The sequence below is a fragment of the Psychrobacter sp. Cmf 22.2 genome (genome assembly GCF_001921745.1).
In the GTDB taxonomy this organism is placed as follows: domain Bacteria; phylum Pseudomonadota; class Gammaproteobacteria; order Pseudomonadales; family Moraxellaceae; genus Psychrobacter.
Genome location: NZ_MRYA01000002.1, coordinates 230,021 through 244,473, shown reverse-complemented (window position 1 = coordinate 244,473; position 14,453 = coordinate 230,021). Strand labels below are relative to the sequence as shown.

Annotated in this window: 11 protein-coding genes; 4 read left to right on the top strand and 7 right to left on the bottom strand. The window is 43.2% G+C overall.

Features of this window, described 5'->3' with window-relative positions:
- Positions 1-26: 26 nt before the first annotated feature.
- From BTV98_RS05220 to BTV98_RS05210, 3 genes are all read left to right on the top strand, one after another.
- Positions 27-1,076: an NADP-dependent oxidoreductase gene (locus tag BTV98_RS05220; protein ID WP_058368546.1), complete on the top strand. Its 1,050-nt coding sequence runs from the start codon at positions 27-29 to the stop codon at positions 1,074-1,076.
- A gap of 217 nt (positions 1,077-1,293) precedes the next feature.
- Entirely contained in the window at positions 1,294-1,971 is a 678-nt protein-coding gene (locus tag BTV98_RS05215) for a type 1 glutamine amidotransferase domain-containing protein (RefSeq protein ID WP_075103077.1), read from the top strand.
- 48 nt (positions 1,972-2,019) lie between these two features.
- The gene (locus tag BTV98_RS05210; RefSeq protein WP_075103076.1) at positions 2,020-2,655 is read left to right on the top strand and encodes a glutathione S-transferase family protein; all 636 of its coding nucleotides are present in this window, start codon (positions 2,020-2,022) and stop codon (positions 2,653-2,655) included.
- A gap of 112 nt (positions 2,656-2,767) precedes the next feature.
- On the opposite strand, the gene pdxH is transcribed toward BTV98_RS05210, so the two are convergent.
- From pdxH to cysS, 6 genes are all read right to left on the bottom strand, one after another.
- Positions 2,768-3,430, bottom strand: coding sequence for a pyridoxamine 5'-phosphate oxidase (gene pdxH, locus BTV98_RS05205; protein ID WP_075103242.1), 663 nt, complete (start codon positions 3,428-3,430; stop codon positions 2,768-2,770).
- Positions 3,431-3,471: 41 nt separating this feature from the next.
- Positions 3,472-4,836 (bottom strand): phosphoglucosamine mutase, encoded by a 1,365-nt coding sequence (glmM, locus tag BTV98_RS05200; RefSeq protein WP_058368541.1) that lies wholly within the window; start codon positions 4,834-4,836, stop codon positions 3,472-3,474.
- 189 nt (positions 4,837-5,025) lie between these two features.
- Complete coding sequence (gene guaB / locus BTV98_RS05195) at positions 5,026-6,498, bottom strand: IMP dehydrogenase (protein ID WP_058368540.1); 1,473 nt, start codon at positions 6,496-6,498, stop codon at positions 5,026-5,028.
- 343 nt (positions 6,499-6,841) lie between these two features.
- Positions 6,842-8,869, bottom strand: a complete 2,028-nt coding sequence (locus tag BTV98_RS05190; RefSeq protein ID WP_083606129.1) for a mechanosensitive ion channel family protein — start codon at positions 8,867-8,869, stop codon at positions 6,842-6,844.
- A gap of 167 nt (positions 8,870-9,036) precedes the next feature.
- The gene (locus BTV98_RS05185; RefSeq protein WP_256713843.1) at positions 9,037-10,974 is read right to left on the bottom strand and encodes a mechanosensitive ion channel family protein; all 1,938 of its coding nucleotides are present in this window, start codon (positions 10,972-10,974) and stop codon (positions 9,037-9,039) included.
- Positions 10,975-11,118: 144 nt separating this feature from the next.
- On the bottom strand, positions 11,119-12,579 hold the full coding sequence (gene cysS, locus BTV98_RS05180) for a cysteine--tRNA ligase (RefSeq protein WP_075103075.1): 1,461 nt from the start codon (positions 12,577-12,579) through the stop codon (positions 11,119-11,121).
- A 132-nt stretch (positions 12,580-12,711) separates the two neighbouring features.
- Here cysS and BTV98_RS05175 point away from each other — a divergent pair, with 132 nt between their 5' ends.
- Positions 12,712-13,368: a cob(I)yrinic acid a,c-diamide adenosyltransferase gene (locus BTV98_RS05175; RefSeq protein ID WP_075103074.1), complete on the top strand. Its 657-nt coding sequence runs from the start codon at positions 12,712-12,714 to the stop codon at positions 13,366-13,368.
- Between the two features lie 95 nt (positions 13,369-13,463).
- Here the strand turns inward: BTV98_RS05175 and BTV98_RS05170 are convergent, their stop codons facing one another.
- The gene (locus BTV98_RS05170) at positions 13,464-14,435 is read right to left on the bottom strand and encodes a hypothetical protein (protein WP_075103073.1); all 972 of its coding nucleotides are present in this window, start codon (positions 14,433-14,435) and stop codon (positions 13,464-13,466) included.
- Between the last annotated feature and the right edge of the window lie 18 nt (positions 14,436-14,453).

The following is a 14,453-nucleotide window of genomic DNA, read 5'->3' as shown; positions in this document are numbered from 1 at the left end:
ATCAATAAATAAAAAGGATTATTAAAATGAGCTTTGATAAACAGCAAAATCAAGAAACAAACCGTCAAATTAAATTGGCCAGCCGTCCTACTGGCGAACCAAAAGCTGAAAACTTTGACATGACAACCAGCGATATCCCGACGCCAAATGACAATGAGATGCTGCTACGTACCGTCTATTTGTCATTAGACCCGTACATGCGTGGCCGCATGAGCGATGCCAAAAGCTATGCTGACCCCTTAGAGGTTGGTGATGTCATTATGGGCGCAACCGTTGCTCAAGTCGTTAAATCTAACCTTGATAAATTTGCTGTCGGTGATTTGGTGGTAGCAAATTCAGGCTGGCAGGATTACAGTGTCAGTGATGGGATAGGCGTGCTGAAATTAGATAAAGATATGCCAAACCCTTCCTATGGTTTAGGCGTACTCGGTATGCCCGGCTTTACCGGTTATATGGGTTTGACTGATATCGGTAAACCACAAAAAGGTGAGACGCTGGTCGTCGCTGCCGCAACAGGTCCCGTTGGCGCAACGGTTGGTCAAGTGGGTAATCAATACGGTACCCGTACCGTTGGTATTGCTGGTGGTAAAGACAAGTGTGATTTTGCCGTTAATGAGCTTGGCTTTGATGTCTGTATTGACCATAAAGCGGATGACTTCGCTGAGCAGTTAAAAGCCGCCTGCCCAGATGGTATCGATATCTATTACGAAAACGTCGGTGGTAAAGTATTTGACGCGGTCATGCCGTTATTAAATGCTCATGCCCGTATCCCAGTATGTGGTCTGGTCTCACAGTACAACGCGACTGAACTGCCTGATGGCAAGGATCGTTTAGGTGTATTGATGGGCAATATTCTGAGCCGTCGTTTAACCATCAAAGGCTTTATCATCTTTGAAGAGTATGGCGATCATTTCCCAGAGTTCCTCAAAACCATGAGCAAATGGGTAGAGTCAGGTGATGTGAAAACTAAAGAATCCATCGCTGAAGGCTTAGACGATGCACCAAATGCCTTTGTTCGTATGCTAAATGGCGATAACTTCGGTAAAACAGTAGTCAAAGTAGCTGACGTTAAATAATCAGTATTTGTTGACGAAATTCAAGTCAGTGGTAAATAACGACTTAACAACACAATTGGTTAAGACAACTACTGAAAATGACATCTTTACCATGAATACTGTTACATGAATACGGCTAGCAGTCATCGTTAATACAAATAACGATTAAGTATGGTTGTTTAAACGTGACTGCTAAACACCAATCACTTAAAAATCACTTCAATAAAAAAGGACAACTATGAATATTTTAATGGTACTAACTTCACATGATGAATTGGGCGATACGGGTAAGAAAACTGGCTTTTGGCTAGAAGAATTTGCAGCCCCTTATTATGCTTTTCTTGATGCTGGTGTCAATGTGACACTCGCCTCTCCTGCTGGCGGTCAGCCACCCCTTGATCCTAGTAGCGATACTGAAGACGCGCAAACGAAAGATACCAAGCGTTTTAAAGAAGACAGCGATGCGCAAAAGCATCTTGCCAATACCAAAAAACTTGCTGATATGAAAGCGGAAGACTTTGACTCAGTATTCTATCCTGGTGGTCATGGCCCATTATGGGATTTGGCAGTTGATGAAAACTCTATCAATTTGATTGAGACTTTCGTGAAGCAAGACAAACCTGTTGCTTTTGTTTGTCATTCTCCTGCAGCACTTAAAAACGTCAAGATTGACGGTGAGTACCTAGTGAAAGGTAAGACCGTTACTGGCTTTACCAATACAGAAGAAGAAGCGGTTGGCCTTACCGATGTGGTGCCATTCCTAGTAGAAGATGCACTGATAGCCAACGGTGGCAACTATGAGAAAGCCGCTGATTGGGAGTCGTTTGTGGTCGAAGATGGTCTGCTCATTACAGGTCAGAATCCAGCCTCATCAGAAGAAGCAGCCAAGCATTTGATTACCAAGCTTAAAGGCTAATAGCATTTGATGATTAACACCACAAACTAAGCAATAAAGGCCAATACTATGATTCGTTTACATCATCTTAATCAATCGCGCTCGTTACGTACGCTTTGGCTCTTAGAAGAGCTTGGCGAACCTTATGAGATTGTCAGCTATCAACGTGATGCCAAAACCAATTTGGCACCAGATAGTCTTAAAGCAGTACATCCACTTGGTAAGTCGCCCGTTATCGAGATAGATGGGGTGATGTATGCAGAATCAGGAGCGATTACCCAATTATTAATTGAGCGCTTTGCACCTGATAGCTTGCGTCCTGCTACAGATAGCAGTGACTATGGGCATTATTTACAGTGGATAGATTTTGCTGAGAGCTCGCTCATGGTGCCTTTATTGCTTGAGTTGTTTACTAATAAAGCCGGCATCACTGACAATGAGTTTTTGAATGGCTATATTGGTGCTGAAAAGCACAAACTGTTAAGCTATTTAAATGACGAAATCGAAGGTAAATCGTTTATCGTTGGCAATAAGCTAAGTGGTGCAGACTTTATGCTATCGTTTGATTTGATTATGCTGGCTAAGCGTAAGCAGCTGGAGGATTATCCTCACATTAAGCAATATGCATTACAGCTTGCTGGCATTGAGAGCTATCAAAACGCTATGCGACTTGAGGCCGAGCATGATGAATCAGTACAAAACTAAATAGGTTCTTGTATGTAAGATTGGTTTTTATAAACCATCGTTAAAAACAGTCATCAAAAAAAGGAGTCCAATTAAATTGGGCTCCTTTTTATTTATAAGACAGAATGAGAATTTATGGCAATAAGCGCTTGGTAGACCAGCTAGCGTCCTTTTTATTTGCTTCATTGCCATCACGAGTATAGACAATACGGTCATGCATGCGACTGGCACGACCCTGCCAAAACTCTATCTCATGAATAGTAATCTCGTAACCACCCCAAAATTCTGGTGTTGGTACTTGGCTGTTTTCTGGATAGTCATTTTGAAGCGCCTCAAACGCTTGTTCCATTACTTCACGATTGGCCACTTCACCGCTTTGTGGTTGACTGACCCACGCACCTACTTGACTATCATGCGGACGCTTTTGAAAGTAAGCAGCAGATTTATTAGCATCTATTTTAGCAATGCTACCACCAATACGAATTTGACGCTCAAGCTCATGCCAAAAGAATAGTACCTCAGCATTTGGATTCTCTGCAATGTCCTGACCCTTGGCGCTCTCGTAGTTAGTATAAAATACTACGCCATTCTCAGTGATTTCACGCATAAGGACGATACGGACACTAGGCTTATTGTCCGCGCCGCACGTTGCTAAGCTCATAGCATACGGCTCTTGTACTTGCTGCTCTATCGCCTCATTCATCCAAGTCTTTAACAGCTCAAACGGTGATGCCGGTACTGACTGTTGATCAAGACTGCCTTTTTCATATGATAAACGCTGATCAGTAAAGTCCATGCTCATGCTGCACCCTTATCTTAAGATATTATATTAAACGGTTAACCCAATACTGCTTTGATTTTATCTGCCAAGTCATTGGCCATGACATCACACTCAATCTCATCATCTGACTCGACCATCACCCGAATCATAGGCTCTGTACCTGATTGACGAATAAGCAGACGACCTCGACCTTCTAAAGTAGCTTGTGCTTTATCAAAAGCTTGCACCAACTCTTCTTGCTCATAAGGATCTTGCATTTGATTCAAGCGAACATTGACAAGCTTTTGCGGTAAGATTTCAAACCCTTCTGTTAGCTCACTTAATGCTTTGCCCTCTGATTGCATAACGGCAAGTACTTGCAGGCTTGCAATAATAGCGTCACCGGTACGGCTTTTATCTAAACATAATATATGCCCTGATGGCTCACCGCCTAATAACCAATCATTGGCGGCAAGCTCTTGCATAACATAGCGATCACCGACTTTCGCACGAGTGAACTCAATTCCTGCATTTTGTAGTGCAAGCTCTAGGCCCATATTACTCATCAAGGTTCCAACAACCCCCTTGACACGTGACTGTCCTTGAGTAGCAAGCACATATAGGATGCCATCACCATCAACCAGCTTACCCGTTTCGTCTACCATGACGATACGGTCTCCATCTCCATCTAGTGCAATGCCAACGTCTGCATCATATTCTAAAACCGCTTTTTGCAGACCTTCAGGATGTGTTGAGCCGCAGTCGGCATTGATATTGATACCATCAGGTTTATTATTAATAGGTATTACAGTAGCGCCAAGCTCACGCATGACTCTTGGAGCGACACTATAGCCTGCACCATTGGCGCAATCTACGACAACAGTCAAATGACTCAGATCATATTGATAAGGAAAAGTTCCTTTACAAAATTCGATGTAGCGGCCTGTAGCATCATTGATGCGAGTGTGCTTACCCAACTGCGATGGGTCTATGATAGGCATCAGTAAGTCGTCGTTAGTAGGATTCATCATCGCTTGCAATTTATCGTTGATAGCATCTTGCATCTCATCAGTTAGCTTTTTGCCATCGCCTGAAAACAGCTTGATACCGTTATCATAGTAAGGATTATGTGAGGCTGAAATCACAACACCAGCATCAGCATGAAAGCTACGAGTAATATGCGCAATAGCTGGCGTGGGTAGCGGACCTAGCATATGTACATCGACGCCTGCTGCGTTAAAGCCTGCTTGAAGTGCTCCCTCAATCACATAACCTGAAAGACGGGTGTCTTTACCGATGACCACACTAGGTTTACGATTAGGATTATCATTATTCTCTATAAGCACCCGTCCTGTTACATAGCCCAATTTTAAAATAAAATCTGGTGTAATAGGTAGTTGTCCAAATTTTCCACGTATACCATCGGTGCCAAAATAGCTCATTATGATTATATCCTTGTGCTAGCTGTTAGCGATAACAGAATCCAAACGCCTTTAGGCATGATAGTCTGTCCACTAAATTTATTTTATAAAAAAAGCCAACAATACACGAGCATTGTTGACTGTTGTATTCTAAGACATTATATATCAAAGAATGAATATTTAAAGCAATAATTTGGTTAATACGCCAGTTTAGTCCACACGATAGTTTGGTGCTTCTTTGGTAATCTGTACATCATGGACGTGCGACTCTTTCATACCCGCTGAGGTGACTTTGATGAATTGCGGTTTGGTACGCATATCTTCGATGGTTGCTGAGCCTGTATAACCCATTGATGAGCGCAGACCACCGACCAATTGATTGACAATACCAGCGACTGGACCTTTATAAGGAACACGGCCCTCGATACCTTCTGGCACGAGCTTCTCTACGCCATCTTTGGCATCTTGGAAATAACGATCTGACGAACCATTTGACCCTGACATTGCGCCAAGACTGCCCATGCCGCGGTACGCTTTATAATAACGGCCTTGAAATAGCTCCACTTCGCCCGGCGCTTCTTCAGTACCAGCCATAAGCGAGCCTACCATAATACAAGACGCACCAGCAGCGATGGCTTTTGCCATATCGCCTGAATAGCGAATACCCCCATCAGCGATCAATGGAATACTGTCTTGCAAGGCACTAGCGACATTATCGATAGCTGAGATTTGCGGCACACCGATACCAGCGATAATACGCGTCGTACAGATAGAGCCAGGACCAATACCTACTTTAACTGCATCAGCACCTGCATCACGCAATGCTTTGGCCGCATCACCCGTTGCGATATTACCACCAATAACCTGCACATTCGGATAGTTTTTCTTGATCCAAGAAACCTTATCCACCACTCCTTTTGAGTGACCATGAGCTGTATCTACCACGATAACATCTACGTCAGCGTCGATTAATGCCTCAACGCGCGCTTGCGTATCTGCGCCTGTACCGACAGCGGCACCAACACGTAAGCGACCTTGATCATCTTTACAAGCATTGGGATTGTTTTCGGCTTTGGCAAAGTCGTTAACCGTAATTAGACCGCGCAAACGAAACTCGTCATCTATAACGATGACCTTTTCGATACGATGCTCGTGAAGTAATTTTTTGATATTTTCATTACTTTCGCCTTCATGAACGGTGACCAATTGCTCTTTTGGCGTCATGATATGGCTAACAGGCAATGATAAATTAGTCTCAAAACGCCAATCACGATGAGTCACGATACCAACGACTTTATCTGTGCCCTTCTCTACCACAGGCACACCAGAGATGTTGTTATCTTGGGTCAACTTTAATAAGTCACCGATAGTCATCTCAGGATGTACCGTAATAGGGTCAACCACCGTACCTGCTTCAAACTTTTTGACACGGCGTACTTGCGTGGCTTGTTTGACGATATCCATGCTTTTATGCAAGATACCCATCCCGCCTAGCTGAGCCATGGTGATTGCCATCTCAGACTCAGTTACCGTATCCATCGCAGCAGATACCAGCGGTAAATTGAGCGTGATGTTTTTGGTCAAACGCGTAGACAAGTTGGCAGTTTTTGGCAGGACTTCAGAATAGGCTGGTAACAATAAAACGTCATCAAAGGTTAAGGCTTCATCGACAATTCGCAACATACAGACCTCTAGTGGTGGTTATTTTGATGGGCGGGATGCTCGTATTAAGACAATCTATCAAGATGACCAATGCAACTTTATGATATCTAATCTTTAAAGACTTTATCTCACAATGCTTTGATTTATAAGGCATTAAATAGTAAACAATGTGCCAGTTAAATAAAACACTAGAAGACTGTTATTGATTTACCATTTGTTGGTTAGCGCAAATATAGCGTCGCCTTACTCTTATTGACTTAATTATCCCTTAAAAATAACGCCATATTATAACAAATAAGCGCGTAAATCGCATGTTATATTTACTCGCTTATTTTACTAATAAAAAGCATCAACCAATCATTCGTTATTCGTCCCTATCTTTAAATATTAAACGCTCGGCCGGTAGATACTCTCTTTGCTCCTGATATAGATAGCTGAGCATCTGCTCACGCACTTCACATTCTAAATAAAACGCATTCATAGGACTATCAGATGCCAGACTACCGCGTAATTTAATCGTGTTTTCACTTAATGACACTGTCAGCATTTGAGGGTCTGTCTCACCATCCCAAAATTCGCTTTCTTTCACCAGCTCACTAAACTTGTTTCGAATAGCATCGATATCTGCTCCATAATCAACGTATAGATAGACTACACAAGTCTGATGTGCTTCAGTATGTGACCAGTTTTCTACCACTTCAGTGATGAGATGACGCATTGGCACGATTAAGCGGCGCTCATCCCATGTCTTTAGCACCGCGTAGGTATAACGCAGATCTTCAATAGTGGTCCAATCGCCCTCCATCATCACAGTATCGCCGATACGGATCGGCTGGGTTACCGCTACCTGTACCCCAGCGATGATGTTACCCAATATGGGCTGCGCGGCTATACCAATGATCACACCAGCGATACCAGCCGAGGTCAATAAGGTCGTGCCGAGACCTTCCATATTAGTAAATTCACTAAGACCGATCCAAATACTGCCAAGTATCATGGCAAAAATAAAGACACGGCGAAATATCGACACATAAGTACGACGACGTCGCTCTTTATCAAGGTGTTCTTCAGACAGGTTTTCAATCTGCATGTCTTGATAGCGATTGGCAAAAAAGTTAATAACACGTATACCAAGCCACATCGTACTAAACACCAACCCAACCCAAATAACTGGACGAGTCGAGGAAGCTACCGCGTCTAAATATGGAAAACCGCCTGATACTAAAGTAAAAACTAACGAGAAGCTGATGCTAAAAGTTAATGGTACGGTCAGCTTACTTACCAAGTCTGCCACACTGTTAGTACTGCCTACATAATAGGTGCTGTACTTTTGATCGTCATCAATATAGCGGCTAATGAGCTTTTCAGTGCCTTTACTTAGTAACCAACCCATCGCCATGGTAAATAAGAAAAATGAAAATAAAGCCAAAAACTCCCATAACGCAATACCAAAAAACTGTAGTTTCATCCATATGGGTAAATGTCGTTCGAACTCTGCGGGGTGATACTGCTCATAAAGATTATCGATATTGCCAACGGTCTGCGCTGAAAACACCCAAATCGGTGCATCGTCGTTGACTTGTACCCGTTCCATATATACAGGCACACGGCGTTCGCGATAATCAATATAACCTAATTGGATAGAGCGTCTAGGAATACCCATGACGCTACTGGCATTACCAAGTGGCGGTTCGATTAAACCATCAGGACGATCTGGCAGGTCATCGAATACATAAAGCTCTTTTTCAGATAACAAAAAATCAAGTCGCTTTGCCAGCTCAAGGGCGCGACTGCGCTGAACTTCACTGTCAATCAGGTTCATATTGAGCGCATAAGCGGCCAAGTCAAACTGCTGTTTCATTACCGCTGATTGAAAAAACTCCAAAGTAGCCAGTGGTGTTGACAGGTTTGGTGGCTCAGATAAAGGCGGTAAACCAGTATTGAGCTTGTCTAAAATATAATAGCTCTCGTTATACTCTCCTTTTAATCCTGCATCGCCTTGTAAGTTTCCAGATTGTTGCACAGCATTGCGTTCTGTAGGATCAAATATCTCTTCTGTCACTCCAGAGATACTAACGCCTTCTTTTTTGATCGTATCAATTTTTTGAGCCGCATAGTCGACCAAATTTTCTGCTTTAGCAGCCACTTCAGTTTTTGCATCATCCTGAGCATTAGTGCTTGATTCACTAACCATTTGCTCGCTAGTACTAGGCCCATCATTACTGGTTGCAGCGTAAGTAGGCATACAAATAGCGCTCAGTGCAATGATAAAAAAGCTTAATAGTATTTGTAGCGCTTTATAGTGCCTCTTATAATGCATTGCGTGACTATCTTGTATAGAATGACTGACTTGCTTATTGTCTTTACCAGTAACACTTCTTAAAGTATTCATATTTTTATGCATTTTTGAATGACAAGGCGTTTTCATATAAAAAATCTTGGCTGTAGTATGATGATAAGCTAATGTAGTCAGCAAAAAAAAGCCAGCGTAAAGCTGACTTAATTTGTTAGTATACGTATTTATTGTCCACACAGTCTCGTTAGATTTTTTAAAACACATTAAATGTTTTTAAAAGTGATACGCTCGGCAGGTAGATAGGGTTTTTGCTCATCATAAAGATAAGCCAGCAGCTGTTCACGAATCTCACATTGCAGCATCCAGCCATCATCAGGATTGTCAGCCGCTAAAGTGCCATACAGCTCTATAGTGTCTCTATCTACGGACAACACATACAGCATAGGTTCAGTCTCACCATCCCAGTACTCACTAGCTTGCACCACTGCCGCATATTTATCACGAACGTCATCGACATTGATACCATAGTCCACCAGCACAGTTACCGTAAATGTTTGATGAGGGTCAGGATGTGACCAATTCTCAACGGTCTCTGTCACAAAGTAGCGCATCGGTACAAACAAACGGCGTTCATCCCAAGTTTTGATGGTAGCGTAGGTGTAACCTAAATCCTCAACAGTACTCCAATTGCCATCATACATAATTGTATCACCGATACGTATGGGCTGAGTCATGGCTATCTGTAAGCCTGCGACGATATTACCAAGCGTGGGCTGCGCAGCAATACCAATCACTACACTCAAAATACCAGCAGAAGTCAATAAGGTTTTACCAAGGCCCTCAAGATTGACAAATTCGCTCATTCCAATCCAAACACTGCCAATGACCATAACAAAGATAAAAACGCGTCGAAATACTGATAAATAAGTCGTACGCTTACGGTACTCGTCATACTCGTCATACTCTAAGCTGTCGATTTGAATGTCCTCATAACGATTGGCAAAGAAGTTAATGACGCGAATACCAAGCCAAATAGCGCTCAGTACTAAAGCTATCCATACAATAGGACGCGTCGCTGTTGCAATAGCGTCTATAAAAGGAAAACCACCTGAAACCAAGGTAAATACTAAAGACAAACTAATGGTAAAAGTCAGCGGTATGGTAAATTTATTGACCAAGTCCGTGATGCTTTTTTTGCGACCGATGTAAGAGCCATCTTCCTCATTAGTATAACGATCTATCAAACGACCAGTAAGCCTACTAACCACCCAGCCCAGTCCTAGCGTCACGATAAAGAAGATAAATAAAGCCAAAAACTCCCAAACAGCGATACCAAGGACTCGCAGTTTGAGCAGTGATGGCAAATAGCTTTCGAACTTTGCAGGTTTGTACTGCTCATAAAGCTTATCGATATGACTGACGGTCTGGGCAGAAAACACCCAAACAGGAGCGTTGTCGCCGACTTTTACTCGTTCGACGAATATAGGTATTCGATGCCCACGATAATCAATATGACCAAGTTGAATAGCGCGGCGCGAAACACCGTGCAGGGGATTACTGCTACCGATAGAGGGTTCAATCAAACCATCAGGACGATCTGGCATTTTATTAAAAACATAAAGATTCTTTCTATGAAGCAAAAAATCAAGACGTTTGGACAACTCCATACCGCGGTTTGGCTGCAAGCTCGGATCAAACAAATTTAGATTAAGTGCATAAGCAGCCAAGTCAAATCGTTTTGTGACCGCAGACGTTTGAAAAAACTCCAACGCTGCAAACGGTGTGGACAGGTTTGGCGGTGGTGACAATGTCGGTAGACCTGTATTTAACCGCTTTAAAACAAAGTAGTTTGCGTCCTGTCCACCTGTAAGCCCAGTATATCCTTGCAGCTTGTCCGTTTGCTGCATCGCTGCTCGCTCATCTTCGTATAAAGCGTCACTTATAGTATCGGACAGCTCAATGCCTTCTTGCTCAAGGGATTCAACTTTTTGTTCAGCATACTCTATAAAACCATCAGGCTTGTCTATTGTCTGCTCTGCTCTCGTAGCGAGTGCATTGTTTTTATTAGTGGTGATCTCAGTATCACTCGCCGCAGCTTTAGCTGGCATGTAAATGCTGCTAGACATGATACTCAGCAACCCAACCATAATATAAGCTTTAGAAGAGTTCATCGTAAAATCTTTTTTGGTAAGGCGGTTCATACGATTAGCGCCTATAAGTCTGAGAGTTTTATATAAAAAAAGTATCTTAAAGATAAAGTCAAACTAAAACAGCGCGCAAAAAAAAGCCAGCGTAAAGCTGACTTAATTTGTTAGTATACGTATTTATTGTCACAAGCAGTTTACTTAAGCACGGCGCCATGTCGTACCAGCACGGCTGTCTTCAAGCTCAATACCCGCCTCTTTTAGTTGCTCGCGTATTTCATCAGCACGCGCAAAGTTTTTGTCGGTTTTGGCATTTGCACGCTCAATGATCAAATTATCAATAGCGGCATCTGTTAGCCCATCATCTGATTGCTCGCCTATCACAGCTTGCAAAAACTGTTGTACTGGCTCCTGCAAAATATTGAGTACTTGTGCCAACGCTTTTAGATGCTGCGCCAAGCGCCATGCTGTGTCTAAATCTTCAGCTTTGATAGCTTTATTAATATCACGTGCCAGCCCAAATAATACACTAATCGCTGTCGAGCTATTAAAGTCATCATTCATCGCTTTGATAAAATCTTGTCCAGCCGCGCTATTATAAGCGTCGTTTATCAATTCGTCAGTGACTGTTAGCGATTGTCCTTTTTGCTGTTCAGCCAGTTTTAAGACGTTATATAATCTGCTTAGGCTATTATGTGCTTCATCTAAAGCACTATCAGAGAAGTTTACTTGGCTACGATAATGGCTTGATAATAAGAAAAAACGTACCGTCTCAGGCAAATACTTGGCGGTTACATCACGAATGGTAAAAAAGTTACCCAGCGACTTAGACATCTTTTCGCCATCAACATTGATAAAACCGATGTGCATCCAGTTACGCGCGTATTCGCATCCTGTCGCCGCTTCAGACTGCGCTATCTCGTTTTCATGGTGCGGAAACTGCAAATCATGCCCACCGCCATGAATATCAAAAGTATTGCCAAGGCACTTAGTTGACATCGCCGAGCACTCAATATGCCAGCCTGGACGCCCTTGACCCCAAGGGGACGCCCACTGCGGCTCATCAGGCTTTGCCGCTTTCCAGAGTACAAAGTCAAACGGATTACGCTTGTCGTTTTCGACATCGACGCGCGAGCCTGCTTGCATATCATCAAGATTACGCTTAGACAATTTGCCATAGTCAGAGAAGCTGTCTACTGCATAATAGACATCCCCATTGTCACCAGCATACGCATAGTCACCCGTAACCAGCGCCTCAATCATTTGCTGCATCTCATCAATATGGTCAGTGGCACGTGGCTCAGCATCTGGCATCTCACAGCCGAGTGCGGCCGCATCTTCGTGCATCGCTTCGATAAAACGCTGCGTCAACGCACTAATATCTTCGCCGTTCTCATTAGCACGAGCGATGATTTTGTCGTCGATATCGGTAATATTGCGCACATAATCAACATCATAGCCTAGTCGTGCCAGCCAGCGCACTACCATATCAAACCCAACCATAACGCGAGCATGACCAATGTGACAATAGTCATAGACAGTCATACCGCATACATACATGCCTACCTGCCCTGCTTTGAGTGGCTCAAACTGACGTTTGCCGCCAGTGAGTGAATCATAAATAACAAGCTGAGACATCGCATCGGCAAGTGGTATGGTCATAATAAAAAAGCCTTTTGATAAAAATAAAGAAAATAAAACGTAACCTATTATCTTAGCGAAAACGGCAGGAAAATACTACAATAGCCAGATAACTAAAACCTGCACACATTCAAAAACTATTAAGGATAAGAGATGGGCAATCGTTTGAGCAAAATATATACACGTACCGGTGATGATGGTAGTACTGGTCTGGCAGATGGCAGTCGCGTGAGTAAAGCGGATAATCTATTTAGTGTCATGGGTGATATCGATGAGCTCAACTCACACATCGGTTTGGTACGAGCACATCTGACACAAGCCATAACTGACAACAATGTGACACCAAATAAACAACAGCTACCAGAGCGTTTGCAACATAAAGAGTCAGATTTCACTCAAGCTCTAGTGATCATTCAGCATTTGTTATTCAATATCGGTGGCGAGCTGGCTATGCCAGGATATGAAGGTGTTACTCCCACTCATATAGACTGGCTAGAGCAGCAAATCGATGCGATGAATACTACCTTACCGCCGCTAAAAGACTTCATCCTACCTACAGGTTCATTATTGGTCAGTCAGTTGCACGTAGCGCGTAGTGTGTGTCGCCGTGCTGAGCGCCAAGCTGTACTATTACAGCAAGAGCATCCGCAAGCCATTCGTAGTACTGCGCTTAGCTTTATCAATCGTTTGTCTGATTGGTTGTTTGTTGCAGCGCGCTTTTGTACTGACCCACAGCAGGTCTCTGAGGTACTGTGGGACAGTCAAGTTTTAGATAACGTTACTATCAACGATAAACAAAACAACAGTTAACCTAACAACTAATGAGCGCACGCTATATGCAAAACGCCTGCAACTTATGCTAGTTGCAGGCGTTTATTAGCTTTAGCCATATAGGATACTAATACTTAATAAGTAGCGCTTTCATCTTCAACAATAATCATATCGATACTGTCATCTTTTGGAGCAACTTTCGGTACTTCAGGCGTTACCGGCGGCTTGGCATCGACACTAGGTAGTGCAGCTGTCTCTTCGATACCATTATCATTATTACTTTTATTGATAGTAGGCAGCGTAGCAGGCTCAGCTGGGCGCGCAGGCTCAGCTGGGCGCGCAGGCTCGACTGGCGTGACAGGCTTTGGTTGACGCTTTATCTGATTCTCACTATTCTTGCGAGCAGCTTCACGGCGACGCGCGGCTTCTTGCTTTTGACGCTCCGCTCGTTGTTCATCTACAACCGACTGTGTCACAGAGCTCGCCATCACATCAGATACAATGGTAATGAGAGCTGGTTGACCTGCAATACGGGCTTGTATTTGCCCACTTTGCGCACCAGCAACATATGTAAAGGCGTCGTCGACTAACATATTATTATTAATACGAATGTTGTTTTGAGCGAGTCGCGTTTGCAGACTTGGCTGATTGTTCGCGGCACTCATCTGACTGGCTTGGTACAAATCTTCGCTTGGCAATGTCATACTGACACTTGCTTGACAGGTCGTCATACCATTCGCATTGGCTTCTTGTAAGATGGCAGCATTTTGCACATCAATCATTACCCCATCTACTTTATCCATGAGCACATTGTTGTCTATATTGACTTCTGCGATGTTTGCATAAGTGGCAGCTGATGACTGTGCTTGCTGATTAAGGGTATTTTTTAAAGCAGATTTTAGACGATCTTGTACCATTGGATTATCACAACTGATAGCAGGAACAACTGTACCATCATTGGCTGCCGGTTGCTCAGTAGTAACCTCAGCTGTCTCAGTAGCCTCATCTTTATCCGAACGTTCACAACCAGCAATCGCTAAACCACATATCACACTAATACCAGCAACTCGCTGCCATTTTGACCACTTATTATTTGCTACGCTCATATCTATTTTGCTCCCGAT

Bases quoted from the DNA above. Each gene is read 5' to 3' on its own strand.
- BTV98_RS05190 (WP_083606129.1), bottom strand. From the start codon at position 8,869: ATGAATACTTTAAGAAGTGTTACTGGTAAAGACAATAAGCAAGTCAGT.
- BTV98_RS05215 (WP_075103077.1), top strand. From the start codon at position 1,294: ATGAATATTTTAATGGTACTAACTTCACATGATGAATTGGGCGATACG.
- BTV98_RS05210 (WP_075103076.1), top strand. From the start codon at position 2,020: ATGATTCGTTTACATCATCTTAATCAATCGCGCTCGTTACGTACGCTT.
- BTV98_RS05185 (WP_256713843.1), bottom strand. From the start codon at position 10,974: ATGAACCGCCTTACCAAAAAAGATTTTACGATGAACTCTTCTAAAGCT.
- BTV98_RS05220 (WP_058368546.1), top strand. From the start codon at position 27: ATGAGCTTTGATAAACAGCAAAATCAAGAAACAAACCGTCAAATTAAA.
- guaB (WP_058368540.1), bottom strand. From the start codon at position 6,498: ATGTTGCGAATTGTCGATGAAGCCTTAACCTTTGATGACGTTTTATTG.
- pdxH (WP_075103242.1), bottom strand. From the start codon at position 3,430: ATGGACTTTACTGATCAGCGTTTATCATATGAAAAAGGCAGTCTTGAT.
- cysS (WP_075103075.1), bottom strand. From the start codon at position 12,579: ATGACCATACCACTTGCCGATGCGATGTCTCAGCTTGTTATTTATGAT.
- BTV98_RS05175 (WP_075103074.1), top strand. From the start codon at position 12,712: ATGGGCAATCGTTTGAGCAAAATATATACACGTACCGGTGATGATGGT.
- glmM (WP_058368541.1), bottom strand. From the start codon at position 4,836: ATGAGCTATTTTGGCACCGATGGTATACGTGGAAAATTTGGACAACTA.
- BTV98_RS05170 (WP_075103073.1), bottom strand. From the start codon at position 14,435: ATGAGCGTAGCAAATAATAAGTGGTCAAAATGGCAGCGAGTTGCTGGT.